The sequence below is a fragment of the Rhizobium sp. RHZ02 genome, assembly GCF_014851575.1.
Taxonomy (GTDB): Bacteria; Pseudomonadota; Alphaproteobacteria; order Rhizobiales; family Rhizobiaceae; genus Rhizobium; species Rhizobium altiplani.
In genome coordinates this window covers 18,018-39,612 of sequence record NZ_JACUZX010000038.1, presented here as the reverse complement: position 1 = coordinate 39,612, position 21,595 = coordinate 18,018, and the positions used below count along the sequence as shown (strand labels likewise).

The 21,595-nt window shown below is 59.8% G+C and carries 26 protein-coding genes and 1 pseudogene; 19 read left to right on the top strand and 8 right to left on the bottom strand.

Annotation, left to right across the window (positions count from 1 at the left end; genetic code table 11):
- Nucleotides 1-179: 179 nt before the first annotated feature.
- Complete coding sequence (locus IB244_RS29955; protein ID WP_025661730.1) at nt 180-1,382, bottom strand: pyridoxal phosphate-dependent aminotransferase; 1,203 nt, start codon at nt 1,380-1,382, stop codon at nt 180-182.
- A gap of 126 nt (nt 1,383-1,508) precedes the next feature.
- On the bottom strand, nt 1,509-1,739 hold the full coding sequence (locus tag IB244_RS29950; protein ID WP_162763449.1) for a hypothetical protein: 231 nt from the start codon (nt 1,737-1,739) through the stop codon (nt 1,509-1,511).
- 20 nt (nt 1,740-1,759) lie between these two features.
- Here IB244_RS29950 and IB244_RS29945 point away from each other — a divergent pair, with 20 nt between their 5' ends.
- The 3 genes and pseudogenes from IB244_RS29945 to IB244_RS29935 all read left to right on the top strand — a co-directional run bounded on the left by IB244_RS29945 (nt 1,760) and on the right by IB244_RS29935 (nt 3,763).
- On the top strand, nt 1,760-2,134 hold the full coding sequence (locus IB244_RS29945; protein WP_113471212.1) for a hypothetical protein: 375 nt from the start codon (nt 1,760-1,762) through the stop codon (nt 2,132-2,134).
- Nucleotides 2,131-2,448 (top strand): annotated as a pseudogene (locus IB244_RS29940) (class GN sortase); the annotation flags it as partial. The gene IB244_RS29945 and the pseudogene IB244_RS29940, both read left to right, overlap by 4 nt.
- Before the next feature lie 166 nt (nt 2,449-2,614).
- Nucleotides 2,615-3,763 (top strand): PQQ-dependent sugar dehydrogenase, encoded by a 1,149-nt coding sequence (locus IB244_RS29935; RefSeq protein ID WP_018857208.1) that lies wholly within the window; start codon nt 2,615-2,617, stop codon nt 3,761-3,763.
- 8 nt (nt 3,764-3,771) lie between these two features.
- Here IB244_RS29935 and IB244_RS29930 read toward each other — a convergent pair whose 3' ends face one another.
- Nucleotides 3,772-4,257, bottom strand: a complete 486-nt coding sequence (locus IB244_RS29930) for a hypothetical protein (RefSeq protein WP_018857209.1) — start codon at nt 4,255-4,257, stop codon at nt 3,772-3,774.
- 103 nt (nt 4,258-4,360) lie between these two features.
- Between IB244_RS29930 and IB244_RS29925 the strand changes: the two genes are divergently transcribed.
- The 3 genes from IB244_RS29925 to IB244_RS29915 all read left to right on the top strand — a co-directional run bounded on the left by IB244_RS29925 (nt 4,361) and on the right by IB244_RS29915 (nt 6,508).
- Entirely contained in the window at nt 4,361-5,275 is a 915-nt protein-coding gene (locus IB244_RS29925) for a DMT family transporter (RefSeq protein ID WP_018857210.1), read from the top strand.
- A gap of 465 nt (nt 5,276-5,740) precedes the next feature.
- Entirely contained in the window at nt 5,741-5,956 is a 216-nt protein-coding gene (locus IB244_RS29920; RefSeq protein WP_007534130.1) for a cold-shock protein, read from the top strand.
- A 141-nt stretch (nt 5,957-6,097) separates the two neighbouring features.
- Nucleotides 6,098-6,508: a BA14K family protein gene (locus IB244_RS29915; protein ID WP_018857211.1), complete on the top strand. Its 411-nt coding sequence runs from the start codon at nt 6,098-6,100 to the stop codon at nt 6,506-6,508.
- 62 nt (nt 6,509-6,570) lie between these two features.
- Here IB244_RS29915 and IB244_RS29910 read toward each other — a convergent pair whose 3' ends face one another.
- Nucleotides 6,571-7,218, bottom strand: coding sequence for an MBL fold metallo-hydrolase (locus tag IB244_RS29910; RefSeq protein WP_018857212.1), 648 nt, complete (start codon nt 7,216-7,218; stop codon nt 6,571-6,573).
- Between the two features lie 217 nt (nt 7,219-7,435).
- Here IB244_RS29910 and IB244_RS29905 point away from each other — a divergent pair, with 217 nt between their 5' ends.
- From IB244_RS29905 to IB244_RS29880, 6 genes are all read left to right on the top strand, one after another.
- The gene (locus IB244_RS29905) at nt 7,436-8,044 is read left to right on the top strand and encodes a DUF1236 domain-containing protein (protein ID WP_192306642.1); all 609 of its coding nucleotides are present in this window, start codon (nt 7,436-7,438) and stop codon (nt 8,042-8,044) included.
- Nucleotides 8,045-8,282: 238 nt separating this feature from the next.
- Nucleotides 8,283-8,549: a hypothetical protein gene (locus IB244_RS29900; protein ID WP_018857214.1), complete on the top strand. Its 267-nt coding sequence runs from the start codon at nt 8,283-8,285 to the stop codon at nt 8,547-8,549.
- Between the two features lie 523 nt (nt 8,550-9,072).
- Entirely contained in the window at nt 9,073-9,570 is a 498-nt protein-coding gene (locus tag IB244_RS29895) for a MarR family winged helix-turn-helix transcriptional regulator (protein WP_018857215.1), read from the top strand.
- On the top strand, nt 9,571-10,272 hold the full coding sequence (locus IB244_RS29890; RefSeq protein WP_018857216.1) for a response regulator: 702 nt from the start codon (nt 9,571-9,573) through the stop codon (nt 10,270-10,272).
- 28 nt (nt 10,273-10,300) lie between these two features.
- The gene (locus tag IB244_RS29885; RefSeq protein WP_018857217.1) at nt 10,301-11,680 is read left to right on the top strand and encodes an ATP-binding protein; all 1,380 of its coding nucleotides are present in this window, start codon (nt 10,301-10,303) and stop codon (nt 11,678-11,680) included.
- 7 nt (nt 11,681-11,687) lie between these two features.
- Nucleotides 11,688-12,269 carry a DUF1349 domain-containing protein gene (locus tag IB244_RS29880; RefSeq protein ID WP_026371795.1) on the top strand — a complete coding sequence of 194 codons (582 nt, stop codon included), beginning with the start codon at nt 11,688-11,690 and terminating at the stop codon, nt 12,267-12,269.
- Here the strand turns inward: IB244_RS29880 and IB244_RS29875 are convergent, their stop codons facing one another.
- The 4 genes from IB244_RS29875 to IB244_RS29860 form a co-directional block, all read right to left on the bottom strand.
- The gene (locus IB244_RS29875; protein WP_018857219.1) at nt 12,270-12,611 is read right to left on the bottom strand and encodes a tRNA-binding protein; all 342 of its coding nucleotides are present in this window, start codon (nt 12,609-12,611) and stop codon (nt 12,270-12,272) included.
- An 11-nt stretch (nt 12,612-12,622) separates the two neighbouring features.
- On the bottom strand, nt 12,623-13,441 hold the full coding sequence (gene proC, locus IB244_RS29870; protein ID WP_018857220.1) for a pyrroline-5-carboxylate reductase: 819 nt from the start codon (nt 13,439-13,441) through the stop codon (nt 12,623-12,625).
- Nucleotides 13,442-13,942 carry a YbjN domain-containing protein gene (locus IB244_RS29865; RefSeq protein ID WP_018857221.1) on the bottom strand — a complete coding sequence of 167 codons (501 nt, stop codon included), beginning with the start codon at nt 13,940-13,942 and terminating at the stop codon, nt 13,442-13,444.
- A gap of 392 nt (nt 13,943-14,334) precedes the next feature.
- Nucleotides 14,335-14,595: an accessory factor UbiK family protein gene (locus IB244_RS29860; protein WP_007534115.1), complete on the bottom strand. Its 261-nt coding sequence runs from the start codon at nt 14,593-14,595 to the stop codon at nt 14,335-14,337.
- Between the two features lie 280 nt (nt 14,596-14,875).
- On the opposite strand from IB244_RS29860, the gene lgt reads away from it, so the two are divergent.
- The 7 genes from lgt to IB244_RS29825 all read left to right on the top strand — a co-directional run bounded on the left by lgt (nt 14,876) and on the right by IB244_RS29825 (nt 21,580).
- The gene (gene lgt / locus IB244_RS29855) at nt 14,876-15,757 is read left to right on the top strand and encodes a prolipoprotein diacylglyceryl transferase (RefSeq protein WP_192306641.1); all 882 of its coding nucleotides are present in this window, start codon (nt 14,876-14,878) and stop codon (nt 15,755-15,757) included.
- Between the two features lie 25 nt (nt 15,758-15,782).
- A complete protein-coding gene (locus tag IB244_RS29850) occupies nt 15,783-16,883 on the top strand; it encodes a class I SAM-dependent methyltransferase (RefSeq protein WP_018857224.1) in 1,101 nt (366 codons plus the stop codon).
- A 95-nt stretch (nt 16,884-16,978) separates the two neighbouring features.
- Nucleotides 16,979-17,773 (top strand): peptidoglycan editing factor PgeF, encoded by a 795-nt coding sequence (gene pgeF / locus IB244_RS29845; protein WP_018857225.1) that lies wholly within the window; start codon nt 16,979-16,981, stop codon nt 17,771-17,773.
- 5 nt (nt 17,774-17,778) lie between these two features.
- Nucleotides 17,779-18,930: a M24 family metallopeptidase gene (locus IB244_RS29840; protein WP_113471216.1), complete on the top strand. Its 1,152-nt coding sequence runs from the start codon at nt 17,779-17,781 to the stop codon at nt 18,928-18,930.
- 82 nt (nt 18,931-19,012) lie between these two features.
- Nucleotides 19,013-19,843 (top strand): hypothetical protein, encoded by an 831-nt coding sequence (locus IB244_RS29835; protein ID WP_113471217.1) that lies wholly within the window; start codon nt 19,013-19,015, stop codon nt 19,841-19,843.
- Nucleotides 19,844-19,949: 106 nt separating this feature from the next.
- Nucleotides 19,950-20,882 (top strand): ribose-phosphate pyrophosphokinase, encoded by a 933-nt coding sequence (locus tag IB244_RS29830; RefSeq protein ID WP_018857228.1) that lies wholly within the window; start codon nt 19,950-19,952, stop codon nt 20,880-20,882.
- Nucleotides 20,883-20,929: 47 nt separating this feature from the next.
- Nucleotides 20,930-21,580 (top strand): Kazal-type serine protease inhibitor domain-containing protein, encoded by a 651-nt coding sequence (locus IB244_RS29825; protein ID WP_312867292.1) that lies wholly within the window; start codon nt 20,930-20,932, stop codon nt 21,578-21,580.
- Nucleotides 21,581-21,595 lie beyond the last annotated feature (15 nt).

Here is a 21,595-nt window from a genome sequence, read left to right as displayed (position 1 = left end):
AACGAAAGTTCAGGCCCGCTAGGACCAACCGCTCTGCGCATCGTCACTGCGGTGTTGCAATCACCTCAATGGCAAACGAGGCCGGTGCATCATAACCGATGCACCGGCCTCGCAATGTATAAGCCCGCCGTCTCCGGCGCCGCCGTCTCCGGCGGGCTTTTGTTTCGAGATAGTTCTGACTATTTGCAGGCGCCGCAGAAGCGCTGGATGCGCTTGCAGGCTTCCTCGAGCAACGCTTCCGACGTCGCGTAGGAGATGCGGAAGTTCGGGCCGAGGCCGAATGCCGAGCCATGAACGACGGCAACGCCTTCGCTCTCCAACAGTTCAGAAACGAAGTCTTCGTCGGTCTCGATCACCTTGCCCGACGGCGCGGTCTTGCCGATCAGGCCGGCGCAGGACGGATAGACGTAGAAGGCGCCTTCCGGCGACGGGCACGTGATGCCCTTTGCCTGGTTCAGCATCGACACGACGAGGTCGCGGCGGCCTTCGAAGATCTTCTTGTTCGCGGGAATGAAATCCTGCGTACCGTTCAGCGCTTCGACGGCAGCCCACTGGGCGATCGAGGTCGCACCTGAGGTCTGCTGGCCCTGAATCATATCCATGGCCTTGATCAGCTGGATCGGGCCTGCTGCGTAGCCGATACGCCAGCCGGTCATCGCGTAAGCCTTCGAAACACCGTTCATGGTCAGCGTGCGGTCGTAGAGCTTCGGCTCGACTTCGACAGGCGTGACGAACTTGAAGTCGCCATAGGTCAGGTGCTCGTACATGTCGTCCGTCAGCACCCAGACATGCGGATGCTTCAGCAGCACGTCCGTCAGGGCCTTCAGTTCGTCATGCGTATAGGCAGCACCCGACGGGTTGGACGGCGAGTTGAAGATGAACCACTTCGTCTTCGGCGTGATCGCCTTGTCGAGGTCGGCGGCCTGGAGCTTGAAGTTGTTTTCCTGCGTCGCCGAAACGATGACGGGCGTACCGCCGCACAGCGAGACCATTTCCGGATAGGATACCCAGTACGGCGCCGGGATGACGACTTCATCACCCGGGTTCAGCGTCGCCATGAAGGCGTTGAAAAGGATCTGCTTGCCGCCGGTGCCGACGATCGTCTGCTCCCACGAATATTCCAGGCCGTTCTCGCGCTTGAACTTCGCGGCGATCGCCTTGCGGAGTTCAGGGATACCGGAGACCGGCGTGTACTTCGTCTCGCCGCGGTTGATCGCGTCGATGGCAGCCTTCTTGATATTATCAGGCGTATCGAAATCCGGCTCGCCGGCGCCGAGGCCGATCACATCGCGTCCTTTTGCTTTCAGCTCGCGCGCTTTCTGGGAAACGGCGATGGTGGCTGAAGGCTTCACACGGGAAAGAGCATCGGCAAGAAAGGCCATGATATCGGTCCTATACGGTTGATTTGGGCAGAAAAGCCGGGACCGGAATTCTGCGCTAAGCTCTATGTCCAATGTAGGCAGGCATTTCAAGCGCAAAGGCGTGATGGTGCCAATGATTCTTCGTGATCAATCGCCTGACCCAGCGTCCTGATTCGCGAGCTCGCGCGTTTGGCTGGCTGAATCATTTTGCGAAGTGCTTGAATCAGTTTCTGAAGAGAGTTGCGATTTACGCCCGGAAATCAAAATCCTCGGCACTTTTGGCCCTTGCCACGAATTGGTCGCAACAAATGCCGCGGCCTGCCGCAATTCGGTCGCGAGCACGCCGAGATCGAAGCCCCATTTTGTTGCATCCGGCATTGGTTATTGAGGGCATACCCATGTTTCTGGAAGACGAGTTTGTCATCAGGCGCCTTCGCGCCCGTCGCGTATCCATCTCACTACTGGTTGCAGTTGTGGCTTTCGCTGCGTCGATCCTTATGACCTTCGGGCTGGTAACGACGGTCTACGCCGAAGAAAGCCAGCAGGTGTCCGCACAGTCAGCCACATCGCAAATGGCAGCCGCGCCAACGGTAAAGGCAGTGGGGCTTGGCGCACAGAACTCCGTGTCGGTAAAGCTGCCGCAAAGGGCGACAGGCGCTGACGAACGGATCACCCGCGGCAGCCTTATGCTTCTAGCCGCACTGGTCGCGACATGCGGGCTGGCCATCTGGCGCCGGCGACTACACGGCGTCTTTGCCGGAGCCAGCCAATGACGCCCGTGAATTCGGGACCCAGAGTTCGAAACCACGAGGCGGACGAATTCGGCCCGCTTCCGACCTATATCGAGCTCGCCATGGCGACGGCGGCGGCAACCGCTTACGACGCGAATACAGCGCAGGAAAACCGTATGCGCCTGCCCCGTCTCTCCGTCATCGAGAAGGCAATTGTCGTTAGCATCGCCGCTCTTGCGCTTTACGGAACGGTGCTGATCGCCGGCGGGCTCTATATCAAGGCCAAGGCCGAACTGTCGCAAATTCTCTCGCAGCACTCCTTTGCCGCCGAACTTCGTAGCGAAGACACCAGGCCTTGACCGTGGGCGGATCTCGCCACCGAAGCAGAGGTCCCCACTCGTCTACCCGCGACCGATCGTCGCCTCGCCATCGGCAAACACAAAGCCGTTATCCCACGCGAATGAGGTTGAAGCCGGTGGACGACGCTCCACGTTGACCAGACGACAGGCATTGGGACAGACCATGACGACACTTGCACGGCTTCCATTCGGCTTCTTTCTCGCAACCGCGGCATTGGCCGCCTCCCCAAGCTTTTCTGCCGACATCGTCAAGACGAAGACGGTCGAGGTTCAAGTCGACACCATTGCAACAGGCCTCGAGCACCCCTGGGCCGTGGAGGTGCTCCCTGATGGTTCCTATCTCGTTACCGAACGACCGGGACGGCTGCGCATCATACGCGACGGCAAGCTCTCTGCCCCCATCGCCGGCGTCCCTGAAGTCAGCGCCCGGGGGCAAGGTGGTCTGATGGACGTTGCGATCGCGCCTGATTTTGCAACAAGCCGCCAGATATTCCTCACGGCCGCGACCAGGGCCAGGGGCGGCTCCGGCACCGAGGTATTCAGCGCCACGCTGTCAAATGACGGAACAAGGCTGAACGACGTCAAATCCATCTTCACGATGAAGCGCTTCACCGGCGGCAACATCCAGTACGGCTCCCGCATAGCGTTCGGCAAGGACGGCTCGCTGTTCATCAGTGTCGGTGACCGTGGTGACAGGGATCGTGCCCAGGATTGGAAGGACGATGCCGGCTCCATCATCCACATCAACGCCGATGGCAGCATTCCCACCGACAATCCCTTCAAGGACGGCGGCAAGGCGCTTCCGGAGGTCTGGTCGAAGGGCCATCGCAATCCGCAGGGCATCGCCTTCGATGCCGCAGACGGCAAGCTCTACACGGCGGAGCACGGCGCCCGCGGCGGTGACGAAATCAACTACATCGAGCCCGGCAAAAACTACGGCTGGCCGATCATAACCTACGGACGCGACTATTCGGGCGCCGAGATCGGCGAAGGCACAGCCAAGGAAGGGCTTGAGCAACCGCTTTATTATTGGGACCCGTCGATCGCGCCGGGAGCATTGGCCATTTATCGCGGCAAGATGTTTCCCGAATGGGACGGCAACTTTCTCGTTGCTGCGCTGAAGTTCCAGCTGCTGTCGCGAATGCAGCGCGATGAAGGCGGAGCTTTCGTCGCCGAGGAGCGGATTTTCGACGGCTCCTATGGCCGCATGCGTGATGTGATCGTCGCACCCGACGGCGCCCTGCTGCTCCTCACGGATGAAGACGATGGTGCCTTGCTAAGAGTGTCGCGGGCGCCGGTAAACAATGGTTGACACTAAGCCTAGAGGCCGGCGCGCAGTTCCTTTCGAAACATAAACTTCAGGGCGGACCATGTCTCATCGACAGCGCAGACTTTGACGTCAACCAGCCCCAAAGGCACGAATATCGATCGCAGAACGTCTTCGGTGACTGTGGTCGGCACCCGCGCCGCCTTCTTGGGCCAGGAAATCCAAAGCATCCCGTCGGGCTTGAGAGCGCCCGATACAGCCCGGGCAATACCTTCCAGGACTACCCGGCGGGCTTCGAAAACATGCACGTAGTCGAAGCGACGCTCAATCATTGATGGCAAAGCTTTCGTAACGGAGGAGAAATGCTCAAAGGATTGTATCTCGGCGATCTCGGGTACACCGATCAGCAGCGCCGCCTGCCCTTCCCTCAGGCCGAGCTTTCGCGTGAGCGAGTTGCCGCAATACCCCGCTGGCGCATCATGGCGCTGTTGTCGCGGCGCAGCCTTTTCGTCCGCCGATGAAACCGTTTTCGTTGCCATCCGTTTGCTCTCAGGCGCTTACCCAGTGGCGACATTCTTCACCCTTGCCCAAACCAAAGGCAACTGCTAACGCTCGCCCATACTCTCCCGCACCGAGGACGACATGACGCGCATTCAGGCGAACCTCCTTCTATTGCTTGCAGCTGCCATCTGGGGCGGCGGCTTTGTCGCGCAGTCGACGGCAATGAAGGCAATCGGTCCGTTCTGGTTCATTGGCCTGCGCTTCGTGATTGCCGCAGTCGCGGTCCTGCCGTTCATGCTCTTCGAAGCCCGCAAGGCGCGGGTAAAGACCGCGCCGCGCCATCTCAAGCTCTATCTGCTGACGGGTCTTGCGCTATTCGGTGGCGCCGCCACCCAGCAGATCGGCCTGCAGACGACGACCGTGACGAATTCGAGCTTCATCACCGGCCTCTACGTCGTGATCGTCCCCCTGATCGCTGTCGTCTTCCTGCGCCGCTCCCCGCACTGGATCATCTGGCCCGGCGCGATCATGGCCGTTTCCGGCATCTACATGTTGTCCGGTGGCCAACTCTCGGCACTGACGACCGGTGATCTGCTCACGGTCGTCTGCGCGGTCTTCTGGGCCGGGCAGATCACCCTGGCCGGCATCACAGTGTCCGAAACCGGGCGCCCGCTTACCCTTTCGACCGCCCAGTTTGCGGTGACCGGGGCCTGCGCGCTCGTCGTTGCCATCGTCGCGGAACCGATCAGTTGGGCAGCGGTCTGGGCGGCAGCCCCCGAGATCCTCTACGTCGGGATATTCTCGTCCGGTGTCGCCTTCTCGCTGCAGGTCATCGGCCAGCGCTACACGACCTCGTCGCAGGCAGCGATCTTCCTGTCATCTGAAGCACTCTTCGGCGCCTCGCTCGGCGCTCTGCTGCTGGGCGAAACCATGCCGCCGCTCGGCTACGCCGGCTGCGCGCTAATGTTCACCGCCATGCTTCTGGTTGAGGTGGTGCCCGAAATTACGCGCCGTCGAGCTTCGGAGAGGTTGAAACCGAGCCCAAACTTGGGTTGAACGCCCGGAAAAGAAAAAAACTTTAGCCTTTGCGTAGTCGCGTTAGCGTTGCATTTTTGGCAAAATCTGCTCCCAAACTATATTGCCAACGATATAAAGCGTTGCTCGGCGGCGGCTAACGACCAAAATTTTGCTCTGGGCGTGCAAAAATGCCTCCTATAGGTGCCTTTCAGCACAGACGCGTTAAAAAACTTTTGCTTGCCAAAATTTAATAATCGCAGCACTCTCACCGTGTTCGGGCATTTTGCGAGCATGGGAAGTCCTTGAGAATGTGCGCGCCGGAGACGCTAAAATTCCGGTCAACCAATTCCGAGAAAGCGGGCGTCAGTCCCGTGGTGAGTTTGGTTGTGCTAGAGGGGACCTTTTTCTCACATTTCAATAATTGCCTGCTAACGTCTCCGTGAGGAGGCAATATCAGTGATGCTGCCCGTGTGGATGGCGGGCAGAGATAAAAGGACCTGACGCATGGCCGAGACTGGCACAGTAAAATTCTTCAACACCGACAAAGGTTTTGGCTTTATCAAGCCGGACAAGGGCGGCGCGGACATCTTTGTACACATTTCTGCCGTTCAGGCTTCTGGCTTGGCCGGACTGACGGAGAATCAGAAGGTTAGCTTCGACACGGAGCCGGACCGCCGCGGCAAGGGCCCCAAGGCTGTCAACCTGCAGATCGCAGGCTGAGCCTCTAGCCAACGCTGTCAATTCGAGTTGAAGCCCGGCAGCGATGCCGGGTTTTGTCATTCAGCCTGCATTCAGATCGCGGCCCTTACCTTGCCATCATCAAGGTGCAGAACCGGTATCGGTTAAAACAGGGAAATACAAATGAACAGGCTTGCGAAGACGCTCCTTATGACGGCAACCGCTGCTGCCCTCGCAGTATCATCGATCGGGGTCGCGTCGGCTGGTGACTGGCACCGTCACCACCATGGCGATGATGCGCTTGTCGGTGGCGCCGTCGGCCTTGCAACGGGTCTGATTGTGGGTTCAGCCATTGCAAGCGCACCGCGTTATGATGAGCCGCGCTACATCGACCCGCCCTACGACCCGGAATACGAAGCCGTTCCGGTCTATCGCGCTCCCCCGCCCCGCTACTATCGTCCGGTTGCCGCCGACATCGAGCCCTGGACTCCGCAGTGGGAACGCTACTGCTCCTATCGCTACCGGTCGTTTGACCCGCGCAGCGGCACATTTATCGGCAACGATGGCCGGAGCCACTTCTGCAACGCCGGCTAATCGCCTGAACGCGCAATCAAACACGAAGCGCCGCCTCTCAGCGGCGCTTTTGTTTTGGGTGCTCAGATCCCTTGCAGGAAGGGATTGCTCCGTCGCTCGTCGCCGATCCGGCTGCCCGGCCCGTGTCCGCAAATGAAGCCGACGTCATCGCCCAGCGGCAAGACCTTGTCGCGGATCGAATCGAGCAGTTGCTGGTGATTGCCCCCGGGTAGATCCGTCCGACCGATCGAGCCGTTGAAAAGCACATCGCCCAGATGGGCAAAATTCTGTGCGCGATTGAAGTAGATGACATGGCCGGGCGCGTGGCCTGGTGTGTGGTACACCTCGAACTCGTGCGTGCCAAACGAGACCTTGTCGCCATCCTTCAGCCAACGATCCGGAACGACATTCTGCATGCCCGACGGGATGCCATACTTTTGCGCCTGGGTCTCGATCCGCTGCAGCAAGGGAAGATCGTCCTCGTGCGGACCGACGATATCGATGTTAAGGGCTTCCTTGAGCTCCCTAGCTCCACCTGCGTGGTCGAGATGGCCATGTGTCAGCCAGATTTCCTTGATGTCGAACCCGTTCGCCGTGATGGCCTCGAGGATCGCCGGGACATCGCCGCCGGGATCGACAACGACGCCTTCCTTGGTCTCCGGGTCGAAGAGGATCGTGCAGTTCTGCTGAAATGGTGTCACCGGAATAATGCCAGCCTGGAGCATGCCCATGAGTGCCTCGCTTGTCTTTGTCCCGGGTTCCTATAGTCCGAAATCACACCGTGCGCAGCCCGCGATTTAGTGAACACAGTCTGGCTTCAGGGTTCGATCACCAGCCACGTTCGAATTTAACACGTCGATACAATCGTTTACCGGCGAAAGCGAAGGCGGCGGAACATCGTCTGCACCCCAAACGTTACTTGCCTGTATTAAGACAAGGAGAAACGAGATGACCTTGAAGCGAAATCTGTTCCTGGCTGGCGCGATCGTCGTGGGAAGCGCCGGTCTTGCCCAGGCGGACATGGTTGCCACGGCCATCAACGATCTGAACGTTCGCGCAGGCCCCGGTCCGCAATATCCCTCAATCGGAATCGCGACGCGCGGCTCGCAGGCAATGCTGGATGGTTGCATCCAGGGAAGCCGCTGGTGCCGTGTTGACGTCAACGGCGTGCGTGGCTGGGTCTATGCTCAGTATCTGCAGGTCGAACAGGGTGGCAGCACCGTCGTCGTCGAGCAGCACCAGTCCGATCTAGGCGTTCCCGTCGTGACCTATGAGACGACGGCAAGCGTCGCTCCTGAGCCGGCACCGGGCGACGAGTTGCTTGGACCGGTTGGCTCCGTCGACGCCGTTACCCCACCTGAAACCGTCACGACCTATGTCCAGACCAATCCGGCACAGACCGTGCGCCTCGGTGGCGATGTCGTCGTGGGTGCTTCCGTGCCGGCTGATGTGACGTTCCAGGAAATTCCGGACTATCAGTATCGGTATGTTCGAATCAACGATCGACCGGTCCTTGTGGACCCCGGCACCCGCCGCATCGTTTACGTCTACAACTGATTGTAACGCACAACATGGAAAAGGCGCCCCGCGGGCGCCTTTTTTTGCGCAGACAGCGTGGAAAACTTTCACGCGTGGGTTGCTCTCCATTCCACTAAATATTCAATCATGATAAAATACTGAAATTCAGACGATATCCCCTGCTCCCGGTCGGAGGTCGGATCGCCTGTAGGGCTGGCTATCCTTTCGGATCGCGCAGCCGGCAGTGGCGTTTGAGGAAACGCGAAGGAGGGAAATCGTGGAAGCCTTATTGCCCATCATCACACAGGTAATAGCGGGTGCAGTCGGCGGCAATGTCGCAAGCGGCGCGTTGAAGCAGGTTGCAATCAATACCGTCGCCCGGACGATCGCCGGCGCGATCGGTGGCATCGGCGGTGGCATGCTGCTCAGCATGGTCGGCGGCGAAGCTGCAATGACCGGTTTGATTGCCGACGGTATCGGCGGCCTGATCGGCGGCGGCATCCTGTCGACGATCGTAGGAGCGGTAGCCGCCCGCGCACGATAGATAGCCCATCGAGAAGCGGCCGAGGCTCCCTGGGAACCCGGTCGCTGTCCTTTGCTGGAGGATAGTCGGCGGCAGCGGCCACGCGATCTATCTCTCTTACATAGTCGCTCATCAGTGTTTCGCTGATCGTCGCCGGCATAAACCGGTGTGGCCCGATTTCCGTCACAGCCCAGCCGTGTTCTCCCATGAACACCAGGTTTGCGGCGTGAAACCCATAGGTCGACACGTGGATCTTTGCGTTTTTCCACTGAACGAACGCACCGCAGCCGTTCGCTCTCCTCCGCTGCCCGTACGCCATTGTTGTTGATTGTTATCCCCGATACGTTTTATCCACTGACAAAGGGGAAAATTACGCATTGTGGTGAAGTTTGCGAAGTGGGGCCAAATTTCCGGTGGAAACGGCATCCCCTTCCGGCTTCGCGACGCGTGGGGGAAGCAAGCAACGGCGCAAAGATACGTCAAATGCTGGCATATTTTTATCTGAGCTTCCCGCGAGGTGCGCAACAAGAAAGGAAATGCCAAATTGGCACGCCAGACGAGCCCAAAGGCGGGCAAGCCCGAACTGCTGAAAATGCCGATGGAAAACACAGAAACCATCGATTTTGAGATCATCGAGCTTCTGTTCTTCTCCTATCGTGACTTCGTTTCGGATCCTGACGCCATCCTGGCAGAGATCGGCTTCGGGCGCGCGCACCACCGTGTCGTTCACTTTGTTAACCGCAACCCGGGCATGACGGTTGCCGATCTGCTGGATACGTTGAAGATAACCAAGCAGAGTCTTGCAAGAGTGCTCAAACAACTCATTGATTCGGGGTATATTCGACAGATTGCGGGGCCTGAAGACAGGCGGCAGCGCAAGCTCTATCCTACCAAGATGGGGCGCGAGCTTGCTCTTGCTCTGGCGGAGCCGCAATCGCGCCGTATTGAGAGAGCATTCGACGGGGCTTCTCCGGAGGTACGGGAAGGCATAAAGGCCTTCCTCAGAGGTATGCGGAATAGACCAAACTCGAGAGCGGATTGAATGGCGACAAAGACAGTGATTTCGGACGACGCTGCGCACTTGCTTGTTGTGGATGACGACACGCGTATCCGCGCCCTGCTCAACCGCTATTTGACCGAGAACGGCTTCCGGGTGACCGTGGCCGCGGATGGCGCGGAAGCTCAACGCAAGCTTGCCGGCTTGGATTTCGACCTCATCATCATGGACGTCATGATGCCGGGTGAGTCCGGGATCGAAGTGACCAGGGGTCTGCGCACGATCAAGAACGTGCCAATCATCATGCTCACGGCGCTGGCGGAGTCAGGCAGCCGCATTGAGGGCCTCGAGGCAGGCGCCGACGATTATCTGGCCAAGCCCTTCGACCCACGCGAGCTCGTGCTGCGCGTCAACAACATCCTGCGCCGCAATGTCTCGAACGATGCGCCGAAAATCGAACAGGTGATGTTCGGACCATATACCTTCTCGCTCACACGCAAGGAGCTGAAGAAGGCGTCCGAAGTCGTCCGGCTGACGGATCGCGAGCAGGAAATCATGCTGCTGTTCGCCAAACGCGCCGGCGATACCATTCCGCGACACGAGCTTATCGGCAACGATGTTGATGTCGGTGAGCGCACCATCGATGTGCAGATCAATCGCCTGAGACGCAAGATCGAGGACGATCCCGCAAATCCGGTCTGGCTGCAGACGGTTCGTGGTATAGGATACCGATTGAGCATCGATTGACAGTCGCAACCCCAGGACCAGCGGCCAAATGGTGACATTCGACTCTCTTCGGCGCGACGACCGCTCGCCCGCCCGCGGCTGGCGGTGGATGCTGCGCAGATTTCGGCTCTATCTGCCGACGGGCCTGTACGTCCGCTCGCTGCTGATCATCATTATCCCCATGGTGCTCCTGCAGTCTGTTGTCGCCGCCGTATTCATGGAGCGCCACTGGCAGATGGTGACCCAACGCCTTTCAGCTGCCGTCACGCGCGACATAGCGGCCATCATCCAGATCATCGAGACTTATCCGCAAGATACGGACTTTAGCGAAGTCACCCGTATCGCACGCGATCAGATGAACTTGCAGATCTCGATCGAACCGGACGGCGATCTGCCATCGCCACGCACAAAGCCCTTCTTCTCCATCCTGGACGGTATCCTGAGCGACGAGATCAGCGATCAGATCAAGCGCCCCTTCTGGATCGACACGCTCGGCGACTCCAGCCTCGTCGAGATCCGCATCAAGCTGGAAGACAAGATCCTTCGCGTATTGGCACGGCGCAGCTCGACCTATGCCTCCAACACTCACATCTTCATTGTGTGGATGGTTGGCGCCTCGCTGGTCCTGATTGGCATATCGATCCTCTTCCTGCGCGGGCAGATCCGCCCGATCCTAGCGCTGGCCAACGCCGCCGAAAACTTCGGCAAGGGGCAGAAGGCCGACAACTTCCACCCGCGTGGCGCAGATGAGGTTCGTCGTGCGGGCCTTGCCTTCATTCTGATGCGCGAGCGCATCGAGCGACAGATCGAGCAACGCACGGCGATGCTGACCGGAGTGAGCCACGATCTGCGCACGATCCTGACCCGCTTCAAGCTGCAGCTGGCACTGGCCGGCGAAAATCCGGAGCTTCACGGCCTGAACGACGACGTCAACGATATGCAGTCGATGCTCGAGGCCTACATGGCGTTTGCCCGAAGCGAGGTCGAAGAGGACGTTGGCGACCTGAAGCTCAGCGAGCTCTTCGCACGAGTGGCGGCAGACTTCGAACTTCACGACGGCAAGAAGCTTACATACTCGATCGACGGAGACGACGAGATCTTGGTGCGCCCGAACGCCTTCACGCGCCTTGTGACCAACCTAGCCTCAAATGCCCGCCGCTACGCCAACACGCTCGACATCAACGCCAGGCACAGCGCCAAGTGGCTGACGATCACCTTTGACGATGACGGCCCGGGGATTCCAGAAAGGAACCGCGAGGACGTCTTCAAGCCGTTCTTCCGGCTCGACGAAGCCCGAAATCTCGATGCCTCGGGCACCGGCCTGGGCCTCGCAATCGCTCGCGACATCGCACGAAGCCACGGCGGCAACGTCACGCTTGGCGACAGCCCTCTGGGTGGCCTTCGGGCGACCGTCCGCCTGCCCGCGTGAGGAAAAGATGACGATGGACACGAGCTCAATGACATGGCTGAACCCGCCGCCTCGCTTCGAGATGCGCGGCGGGGATTTGCATGTCTGGTCGGGACCCAAGACCGATTTCTGGCAGGGGACATATTACGGCTTCCACCGCGACGACGGACATTTCCTGCACCGGTCGCGACAAGGCGACTTCACCGCCGAGGTTTCCTTCTCGGGACGCTACCAGGAACTCTACGATCAGGCTGGCCTCATGGTACGGGCTGATGCCACGCATTGGATGAAATGCGGGATCGAATATACCGATGGCGCCATGCATTTCAGCGTCGTCGTGACCAACGGCAATTCCGATTGGTCAGCCTTTCGGCTCGACCACACGTTCGAGCGCATGGGCGTGCGGGTGACACGCAATGGCGATGCGCTGTTCATTCAATACAGAACGGACCGCATGGAAGATTGGCGCATGGCACGCCTTGCGTGGTTCGATCCGGCGTATGCAGAGGTTGCCGTCGGGCCGGTATTCTGCTCGCCGCAACGCGCCGGCTTCGAAGCCGTATTCCACGATTTCTCGCTGACCGATCCGCTGTCGCGCGAGATCCACTGATCACATCAGCTTCTTGCCGTTCGGTACGGGCTTGTCGGTTCCTGCAAGAACGATCGCTCCCGCCTCATCCTCGAAGCCCAAGGTCAGGACTTCCGAGCGGACCGGGCCGATCTGCCGTGGCGGAAAGTTCACCACGCCGAGAACCTGCCGACCGACAAGGCTCTCGGGCGTATAGTGAACCGTAATCTGGGCCGACGACTTCTTGAGACCGATCTCTGGCCCGAAGTCGATCAGCAGCTTGAAGGCCGGCTTTCGCGCCTCCGGAAACGGACTTGCCTCGACGATCGTACCGACACGAATGTCGACACGCTCGAAGTCGGCATAGGTGATTTCGTCAGCCATACAGGTTGTCCTCAGCCGGCAAGCTCTTCGGCGCGCCTGCGCGCTGCCGCGAGGGCCTTGTCGAAAAGAGGCTGCATCGCGTCCTCGGCCATCAGGACCGAAAGCGCGGCGGCGGTCGTGCCGCCCGGCGATGTCACGTTCTGCCGCAGCCGCGAGGCGTCGTCGGGGGACTGGTGCAAAAGCTCACCAGCCCCCGCGACCGTTTCCCGTGCAAGACGCATGGCAAGGTCCGCCTGCAAGCCAAGTTTACGGCCTGCCTCTGCCATACACTCGACGAGATAAAACACATAAGCCGGTCCGCTTCCCGACAGCGCCGTAACGGCATCGATGTCGGCTTCGGTTGGAACCCATTCTACCGGACCGGATACACGCAAGAGAGAATGGACGTGCTCACGCTGCGCATCGGTGACGCGGGCATTGGCAAACGCACCCGTAACACCACGACCGACCATGGCCGGAGTGTTCGGCATGGCGCGCACCATCGCAGCCTCACCGAGATGCTTTTCAAGAAACAACAGCGTCTTTCCGGCGGCGACCGACACAACGACGGTTTCCGATCCCACCGTTCCCTTGACCGGAGGCAGCACGGCATCCATCACCTGTGGCTTGACCGCCAGAAAGAGAACGCCTGCCGTCAGCCCGGCAGGAGCCGAGGTAACGTGCGTTACGCCGGCATCGTTGATTGTTTTCATCATCTGCTCGGACGGACCGGGATCGATGACGACGATGGAAGAACCGGCCACTCCGCTCTTCAGCCAGCCAGAGAGCATTGCGCCCCCCATATTGCCGGCACCGATAAGAACGATAGGACCTGAAGATGCGGATGACATTTACGCCTCGCCGACGGTTTCGAAGAGAACCGCTTCCATGGCGCGGTTCGCCTCCATGCCCGACCAGATCACGAACTGGAACGCTTGATAGTACGCCTCACAGGTATCGAGCGCACTAGCGAGCAAAACCTCGACCTGTCGATTGGTCGGCTCCGCACCGCCGGCAAGCAGCAGCGACTGACGGAAGATGATGACATCTTCCTGGCGCCAAAGATCGAAGTGTCCCATCAGGACCTGGCCGTTGATCGCGGCCAAGAGCTTGGTGACCTCGTTAACGCGCTGTTCGGGAACCTTGACGTCGAAGGCGCAGCCAAGGTGCAGCGCCTCGAACTCTTCCATCCAGGAAAAGGAAACGTGGTAGTCGGCCCACTTCCCTTCAACCGTCATCGCAATTTCGTCGTCACCCGACCGCTCGAAAGACCAGTCGTTATTGGCGGCGACGTACTCGATCATATCGACCGGGTTCGACTGACGCTCGACTTCCAATTCCATGAGGCTCATGCAGCACCTTCTTGACCGGAGTGAATGCGAACCAACTTCGTCAACGAGACACAAGGAGAACACACGCAACAGCCGGAACCACCAACCGTGATGACCGTTGAACCACTACCAGACTTAACGCAGTCAAACCTGCCTGGAGCTTACCAACCGCTTCGAATCATCATTTAAAATCAGTGTATAACGGGCTCGGCGACACGCCAGCCCCTGAAGGCCGTTTTAGGGAACGGTACTGTGGAAAGCTTTTCGGGTTTAGATTCAGAAGGAGGGTTTAAATGACTCTGCCCATTGATCTTTTTGGCAGTGTCCACAGGTGGATAACCGCACCTGGTTTTTAGGCCGCAGCCGCGGTGTGTCTCATAAAGGTCACACCACGGCCTGTCTCACAACGGGAATTACTTGCCCTTGGCCGCAAGCTTCTCTTCAAGGGCGGCGATCCGCGCAAGCAGCGCATCATTTTCATCGCGCGCCTTGATCGCCATTTCGCGTACGACCTCGAATTCCTCGCGCTTCACGATGTCGAGCGTATTGAGCCAGCGCTCCGCCTGCGCATTGAAGGCTGTCTCGATTTCCTTGCGCACACCCTGGGCAGCGCCGGCCGCATCCGTCATCAGCTTGGCGAACTCGTCCATGATGCGGTTTGCTCCAGTCGTCATGGCGATTTTCTCCCTTTGCTATAGACCAGTTAGGGCCACTTCGGCCCCTCAAGAATGAGGTAGGGCTTCGCCGCGGAGGATGCAAGCGGTTTGCTCTGGATAAGCCAGCCGGCGGCCTCCGATCGCCAACAATCGACTTGACCGCTCTTGATCGCAGCGCCATCTTCCGCCCACATCAAGCTTGGCGCGCCTTCAGAAAGTCGCAAAGGACGCCTTGAACTGAACCGCGTCAGACGCCCGATTCCATATTCCGGGCTTTGCGCCACCGAATGGGACAACCTTGCCGACAGCAGCCAATTTCATGGCGATCATGCCGTTCCCCGAGATCGACCCGATCGCCTTTTCGCTCGGCCCCCTCGCAATTCACTGGTACGGACTTGCCTATGTCGCCGGCATCATGCTCGGCTGGTACTATGCGCGTCAGATCGCCGGGAACAACAAGCTGTGGCCGGGCGACGTGTCCCCGATCACCAAGGTGCAACTGGACGATTTCATCATCTGGGTCGCGCTCGGCATCGTCCTCGGCGGCCGCATCGGCTACATCCTCTTCTACGACATGCCTGCTGTCATCGAGAGCCCGATCCGGGCGATACAGATCTGGAATGGCGGCATGTCCTTCCACGGCGGCCTGACGGGCACCACCATCGCGATGATCGTCTTCGCGCGGCGCAACAGCATACCGATCTGGAGCCTGTTCGATATTGTCGCAGCAGTCGTCCCGATCGGCCTGTTCTGCGGCCGCGTCGCCAACTTCATCAATGGTGAGCTTTGGGGGCGCTTGACCGATGTGCCTTGGGGCATGGTTTTCTGTAACCAATATATCGAGCGGGCCGACGGTTACTGCCCCGGCGGCGACTTTGTTCGCCACCCCAGCCAGCTCTACGAGGCAGGTCTGGAGGGCATCGTGCTCCTCCTGGTTCTCGCCATGCTGATCTACGGCTTCCGCGCACTGAAGACCCCTGGCTTCGTCACCGGCGTTTTCGTCTGCGGCTACGCGCTTTCCCGCATTTTCGTCGAATTCTTCCGCGAACCGGATGCCCAGCTGGGCTACCTGCTGGGCACCAATTGGCTCACCATGGGCATGGTGCTTTCCACGCCGATGGTATTGCTGGGAATCTGGGCCATGCTTCGCGCTCGCCGTCAGGCTGCCCTGCAGCACTGATCGCAGCCGGACAGGAGGGGCATTCATGAGCACCGCGCTCGGTGAGAAGATCAAGGCTATCATTCAGGCGAACGGCCCGATCAGCGTCACGGACTTTTTTTCGCTGTGCCTCGCCGACCCCGAACATGGCTACTACAGGACCCGCGAGCCTTTTGGCCGCACAGGTGACTTCGTGACTGCACCCGAGGTAAGCCAGCTTTTTGGCGAGATGATCGGCGTCTTCATCGTCCATGCCTGGCAGCGACACGGGACGCCCAAAGGTGTCCGTCTCATCGAAATCGGTCCCGGTCGCGGCACGATGATGTCGGATATGCTGCGCGTCATTTCCCGTATCGCGCCGCCGCTTTTCGGAGACATGACCGTGCACCTCGTCGAGACAAGCGAGCGGCTGCGCGACATCCAGCAGGAGACGCTGGCGTCCCACGGCGACAAGGTCAGCTGGCATCAGGGCTTCGATGAAGTCCCGCCGGGATTCTCGCTCGTCGCGGCAAATGAGTTGTTCGATGCGATTCCGATCCGTCAGTTCGTGCGGACGCCGGCGGGCTTCCGCGAGCGGATGGTGGGCGTCGACGCAGCAGGCGAACTGACATTCGGCGCCGGCGTGGCCGGGATCGATTCAAGCCTCCTCCCCTGGCCGGAAGAGGACGTACTCCCGGGAACAATCTTCGAAGTCTCGCCGGCGCGCCAGTCGGTGATGCTATCGATCTGCGATCGCCTGAAAGAACATGGCGGGACGCTTGTCGCCATTGACTATGGGCACGTTGTGAGTGGCTACGGCGACACGCTGCAGGCGGTGCGCATGCATGAGTATGATCCGCCTCTGGCGCATCCCGGTGAAGCGGACCTGACGAGCCACGTCGATTTCCAGGCATTGGCACAGACCGCCACTGCGGCCGGGGTCCACGTCAACGGCATGCTTCACCAGGGCGATTTTCTCGTCGGCCTCGGCATTCTCGATCGCGCTGCCGTGCTTGGCCGGGATCGAGCACCACATACGCAGCAAATCATCCAGACCGCAGTCGACCGACTGGCCGCCGAAGGTGAAGGGCGTATGGGCGAACTCTTCAAGGTGCTGGCGGTCTCGCACCCGACGGTGGATTTGATGCCCTTCCGTTCGGTGGATTGACAGCGCGAGCGCCGCTGGGCCAACATCCGCGGCAATCGACCAGGCATTGCCATCCAGTAAGGCGCACAAGCATTCAAGCAATTTTGGAAGTTCTAATGACGCAAGCAGCATCTCCGGCACCGATCCAAAGCGCGCTGCTGAAAGAGGCAACCGGTGACGCAATTCTCCATGGCTACTTCACCCGGCAAGGCGGCGTTTCGGACGGCATTTATCGCGGCCTGAATGTCGGCCTCGGCTCGCACGATGAGCGCGAGAAGGTTCAGGAGAATCGCCGCCGCGTGGCTAGCTGGTTTGAATTGCCTGTCGAGCGTCTCGCTACTGTGCACCAGGTACACTCTCCCGATGTGGTCGTCGTCGACAGGAACTATAACGGCTCCCGCCCCTCAGCGGATGCGTTGGTAACGGCAACTCCGGGCATAGCGCTCGGGGTGCTGGCTGCCGATTGTGGGCCAATCCTCTTCGCCGATTCGGAAAACGGTGTCATTGGCGCCGCTCATGCAGGTTGGAAGGGTGCCCTCACCGGTGTTTTGGAAAACACGATCGACACGATGGTCCAGCTTGGCGCGAAGCGCGAAGCCATCGTTGCCTGCCTCGGCCCATCGATCAGCCAGGCGAGCTACGAGGTTGGGCCGGAGTTTGTGGAACGCTTTGTCGCTCAGGATCCATCTTACGAGCGCTATTTCGTGCCATCAGGAAAGCCTGAACACGCGATGTTCGACCTCCCTGCCCTGACGATCGACCGGCTGCGCGCCGCCGGCATCCGCGCAGAAAGCCTTGGGCTCTGCACATATCCCGATGCCGAGCGTTTCTTCTCGTACCGCCGGACCACACATAACAAAGAGCCGGACTACGGTCGGCAGATTTCTGCAATCGCAATCAGGGAGATTTGAGCGGTATGGCCTTGCACTTCGACCGACCCGAATTCGCCGTCCGCCTCGCGCGTCTGACAGACAAGATGCGCGAAGAGAAGCTGGATGCCCTGCTGCTGTTTGCCCAGGAAAGCATGTACTGGCTGACCGGCTACGACACCTTCGGCTACTGCTTCTTCCAAACGCTTGTCGTCAAGGCCGACGGGACGATGGCGCTGATCACACGCTCTGCCGACCTGCGTCAGGCGAAACACACCTCCATTCTGGAAAACGTGCAAGTCTGGGTCGACCGCGTAAATGCCGATCCGACCGTCGACCTTCGGAACCTGCTGGTCGAGATGGATCTGCTCGGAGCCAGGATCGGCGTCGAATACGACACCCATGGCATGACGGGCCGCGTAGCCCGGATGCTCGACGCGCAGTTGACGTCCTTCGGCCAGATCGTCGACGCGTCCTATCTCGTCAGCCGCCTGAGACTGATCAAGAGCCCAGCCGAAGTCGCCTATGTTGAACGCGCTGCTGTATTGGCCGACGATGCGCTTGATGCGGCACTCGCGCTGACCAATCCCGGCGCAGACGAAGCGGATATTCTGGCCGCGATGCAGGGCGCCGTTTTTGCCGGTGGTGGCGACTATTCCGCGAACGAATTCATCATCGGCTCTGCCGAGGACGCCCTGCTTTGCCGCTACAAGGCCGGCCGCCGCAAGCTCGATACCAACGACCAGTTGACGCTCGAATGGGCAGGCGCCTACGCGCACTACCATGCGGGAATGATGCGTACCGTCGTCATCGGCGAACCGAGCTATCGCCATCGCGAACTCTACAACGCCTGCTTCGAAACCATCCAGGCAATCGAAACGGTATTGAGGCCGGGCCACAGCTTCGGCGACGTCTTCGATATGCATGCGAAAATCATGGACGAGCGCGGCCTGTCGCGCCATCGCCTCAATGCCTGCGGCTACTCGCTGGGCGCCCGTTTCTCGCCATCCTGGATGGAGCATCAGATGTTCCATGTCGGTAATCCGCAAGCAATCGAACCGAACATGTCGCTCTTCGTGCACATGATCATCATGGATTCCGACACGGGAACTGCGATGACCCTCGGGCAGACTTATCTCACGACGGACAACACACCCCGCGCGCTTTCCCGCCACTCTCTGGATTTCATCAACGTCTGAGACAAGAATCCGGAATTGACACAGACCCGCACCGGCCTTCATAAAGTGCATGGGGCCGGCACTGGGAAGGATGTAACGAGGGATGACGCGAGTCGCGACTGCGCCAGTGCTCCTTGCCTGCTTTGCCCTAACCGCCTGCAACACCACCGACGCCTTGGTCCCGCTGGTCGACATCGGCGATTCCTCACCAAACATGCGCTCATCGCCGGTAACGCAGGGCGACGTGGAACGCATGGCAGGAACCCAGCCCCGCCAGCAGGCCTTTGCCGCTCAGCAGCGGTCGAACGGATATCATCCCGCCTACAGCCAGGCGAGCTATCGTCAAGGTTCAGGCGCACCGCCTACCACGATGGAAGCCCAGGCGATGGCCTTGGAAAGCGATATGCGCTCGCCGGCAGCCTCCGTGCCAATCAAGGCGCAGACCCTGCCGGAGCCAATATCCAACGCCCAGGCCGAGGAAGAAGACATGGTGGAAGCGCCCGCTCGCGAACCGCCTAGACAGCAAACCCAGACTGCCATGCTGAATACGAGTTCGTCCTCGGCAGGTGGGACGACCGTCCGCTTCCTTCCGATCATCGGGGCACCGGTTCAGGCGGTTACACCGCTTTCGCGCCAACTCGGAGCGGAGGCCCGCTCGCACGGCCTTTCCATCAAGAGCTCGAACGACAGCTCAAGCGCCTACATTCTGAAGGGATACCTCTCCGCCTTTTCCGACAGCGGCAAGGTCACCGTGGTCTATGTCTGGGATATTCTCGATGGCAGCGGCGCGCGCCTGCACCGCATCCAGGGACAGGAAAGCGTACCCTCGGAGGCGCTGGATCCCTGGGCCGGCGTTCCCGCCTCGGTTATGCAGCAAATCGCCTCGAAAACCATCACCGACTTCTCAACGTGGCGCGATGCTCGCGGCGGTTAAGCCACAAGGTTTTTAGAAATATGAGCGCAGATGACGCCTTAGCCCTTGCATTCAGGAGCAAGCTGGCTAAAAAGCGCAGCTATCAGCAGGAAATAGGCGGACCAAGATGAAGGTTTTCGCAGGCAATTCGAACCGGCATCTCGCCGAAGCGATCTGCAGCTATCTCAATGTGCCTTTGGGCAAAGCCAGCGTCAGAAGATTTGCCGATCAGGAAATCTTCGTGGAAATTCAGGAAAACGTTCGCGGTGAAGACGTGTTCGTCGTCCAGTCCACGTCTTTTCCGACGAACGACCATCTCATGGAACTGCTCATCATGATCGATGCGATGCGCCGCTCGTCCGCGCGCCGCATAACTGCGGTTCTTCCCTATTTCGGCTATGCCCGCCAGGATCGCCGTGCCTCGGGGCGCACGCCGATCTCCGCCAAGCTCGTCGCCAACCTCATAACGGAAGCCGGCGCCGATCGCGTGCTAACCCTCGATCTGCATGCAGGCCAGATCCAGGGCTTCTTCGATATTCCGACGGACAATCTCTACGCCATCCCGGTCCTGACCCGTGATATCAAGGCCAACTACGACATCAGCAACGTCATGGTGGTTTCGCCTGATGTCGGCGGCGTTGTTCGTGCCCGCGCGCTCGCCAAACGTCTCGACTGTCTGCTGGCGATCGTGGACAAGCGCCGCGACCGCCCGGGTGAATCCGAAGTCATGAACATCATCGGCGAAGTTGAAGGCAAGGACTGCCTGCTGATCGACGACATCGTCGATTCCGGCGGCACGCTCTGCAACGCAGCCGATGCGCTGCTTGCCAAAGGGGCGGCAAGCGTCACCGCCTATATTACCCACGGCGTTCTCTCGGGGGGCGCGGTCACCCGCATCACTTCGTCGAAGCTTCGCGAGCTCGTCATCACCGACTCGATCCAGCCGACGACGGCTGTCCAGTCAGCTCACAACATCCGCGTTGTGAGCACGGCGAGCTTGATCGGTGAAGCGATCAACCGCACCAGCCAGGAAGAGTCGGTTTCCAGCCTGTTCGACTGAAGCGTTTCAAAACTTTCAACACCGCAGACGTTTGATCTTCCCCGGAAATGCAACTTGAGCTAGGATTTGAAAAGAAATCTAGCTGCAGGGGAAGAGTCATGACGCTCGCCGGTTTCCTGTTGCCTCGGAAGATCGCCCTGTTTGGGCTCATTTCGCTTCTGTCTGCCTGCACTGCCGACGTAGGACCCAATTATTGGCGCCCGCCACCTCGCGCGCCCAGTCCGCAGATATGCACTCTGGAATACAATCCCGTCTGTGGCCAACGCGGCGGACGTGTCCAGACCTTCGCCAATGCATGCCAGGCGCGTGCAAATAACTTTACAATCATCAGCCGTGGCCAGTGCCGCCGGCCGCCTCCGATGACATCGCGTCCGACACCTCTTCCGTCGAGGCCGCAGGTGTGTACCATGGAGTACGCTCCGGTCTGCGGCCAACGCAGCGGACGTGTTCAGACCTTCTCTAACGCGTGCCAGGCTCAAGCAGCCAACTTTACGGTCATCAGCCGCGGCCAGTGCCGCCGCCAGCCCGGCATAACAGTGCGCCCGCAGCGTCCGCCACCGCCGCGGCCCGGTGGCATATGCACGCGTGAGTACCGCCCAGTCTGCGGCCAACGAGGTTCACAACTGCGCACCTTCTCGAATACCTGTGAAGCTAACAACAGCGGCTTCCGCATCATACGCCAGGGCGCATGCAGGTAATGAAGTGGCGACCCT

Bases quoted from the DNA above. Each gene is read 5' to 3' on its own strand.
- IB244_RS29955 (WP_025661730.1), bottom strand. From the start codon at position 1,382: ATGGCCTTTCTTGCCGATGCTCTTTCCCGTGTGAAGCCTTCAGCCACC.
- IB244_RS29950 (WP_162763449.1), bottom strand. From the start codon at position 1,739: ATGCCGGATGCAACAAAATGGGGCTTCGATCTCGGCGTGCTCGCGACC.
- IB244_RS29945 (WP_113471212.1), top strand. From the start codon at position 1,760: ATGTTTCTGGAAGACGAGTTTGTCATCAGGCGCCTTCGCGCCCGTCGC.
- IB244_RS29935 (WP_018857208.1), top strand. From the start codon at position 2,615: ATGACGACACTTGCACGGCTTCCATTCGGCTTCTTTCTCGCAACCGCG.
- IB244_RS29930 (WP_018857209.1), bottom strand. From the start codon at position 4,257: ATGGCAACGAAAACGGTTTCATCGGCGGACGAAAAGGCTGCGCCGCGA.
- IB244_RS29925 (WP_018857210.1), top strand. From the start codon at position 4,361: ATGACGCGCATTCAGGCGAACCTCCTTCTATTGCTTGCAGCTGCCATC.
- IB244_RS29920 (WP_007534130.1), top strand. From the start codon at position 5,741: ATGGCCGAGACTGGCACAGTAAAATTCTTCAACACCGACAAAGGTTTT.
- IB244_RS29915 (WP_018857211.1), top strand. From the start codon at position 6,098: ATGAACAGGCTTGCGAAGACGCTCCTTATGACGGCAACCGCTGCTGCC.
- IB244_RS29910 (WP_018857212.1), bottom strand. From the start codon at position 7,218: ATGGGCATGCTCCAGGCTGGCATTATTCCGGTGACACCATTTCAGCAG.
- IB244_RS29905 (WP_192306642.1), top strand. From the start codon at position 7,436: ATGACCTTGAAGCGAAATCTGTTCCTGGCTGGCGCGATCGTCGTGGGA.
- IB244_RS29890 (WP_018857216.1), top strand. From the start codon at position 9,571: ATGGCGACAAAGACAGTGATTTCGGACGACGCTGCGCACTTGCTTGTT.
- IB244_RS29885 (WP_018857217.1), top strand. From the start codon at position 10,301: ATGGTGACATTCGACTCTCTTCGGCGCGACGACCGCTCGCCCGCCCGC.
- IB244_RS29880 (WP_026371795.1), top strand. From the start codon at position 11,688: ATGACGATGGACACGAGCTCAATGACATGGCTGAACCCGCCGCCTCGC.
- IB244_RS29875 (WP_018857219.1), bottom strand. From the start codon at position 12,611: ATGGCTGACGAAATCACCTATGCCGACTTCGAGCGTGTCGACATTCGT.
- proC (WP_018857220.1), bottom strand. From the start codon at position 13,441: ATGTCATCCGCATCTTCAGGTCCTATCGTTCTTATCGGTGCCGGCAAT.
- IB244_RS29865 (WP_018857221.1), bottom strand. From the start codon at position 13,942: ATGAGCCTCATGGAATTGGAAGTCGAGCGTCAGTCGAACCCGGTCGAT.
- IB244_RS29860 (WP_007534115.1), bottom strand. From the start codon at position 14,595: ATGACGACTGGAGCAAACCGCATCATGGACGAGTTCGCCAAGCTGATG.
- IB244_RS29850 (WP_018857224.1), top strand. From the start codon at position 15,783: ATGAGCACCGCGCTCGGTGAGAAGATCAAGGCTATCATTCAGGCGAAC.
- pgeF (WP_018857225.1), top strand. From the start codon at position 16,979: ATGACGCAAGCAGCATCTCCGGCACCGATCCAAAGCGCGCTGCTGAAA.
- IB244_RS29840 (WP_113471216.1), top strand. From the start codon at position 17,779: ATGGCCTTGCACTTCGACCGACCCGAATTCGCCGTCCGCCTCGCGCGT.
- IB244_RS29835 (WP_113471217.1), top strand. From the start codon at position 19,013: ATGACGCGAGTCGCGACTGCGCCAGTGCTCCTTGCCTGCTTTGCCCTA.
- IB244_RS29830 (WP_018857228.1), top strand. From the start codon at position 19,950: ATGAAGGTTTTCGCAGGCAATTCGAACCGGCATCTCGCCGAAGCGATC.
- IB244_RS29825 (WP_312867292.1), top strand. From the start codon at position 20,930: ATGCAACTTGAGCTAGGATTTGAAAAGAAATCTAGCTGCAGGGGAAGA.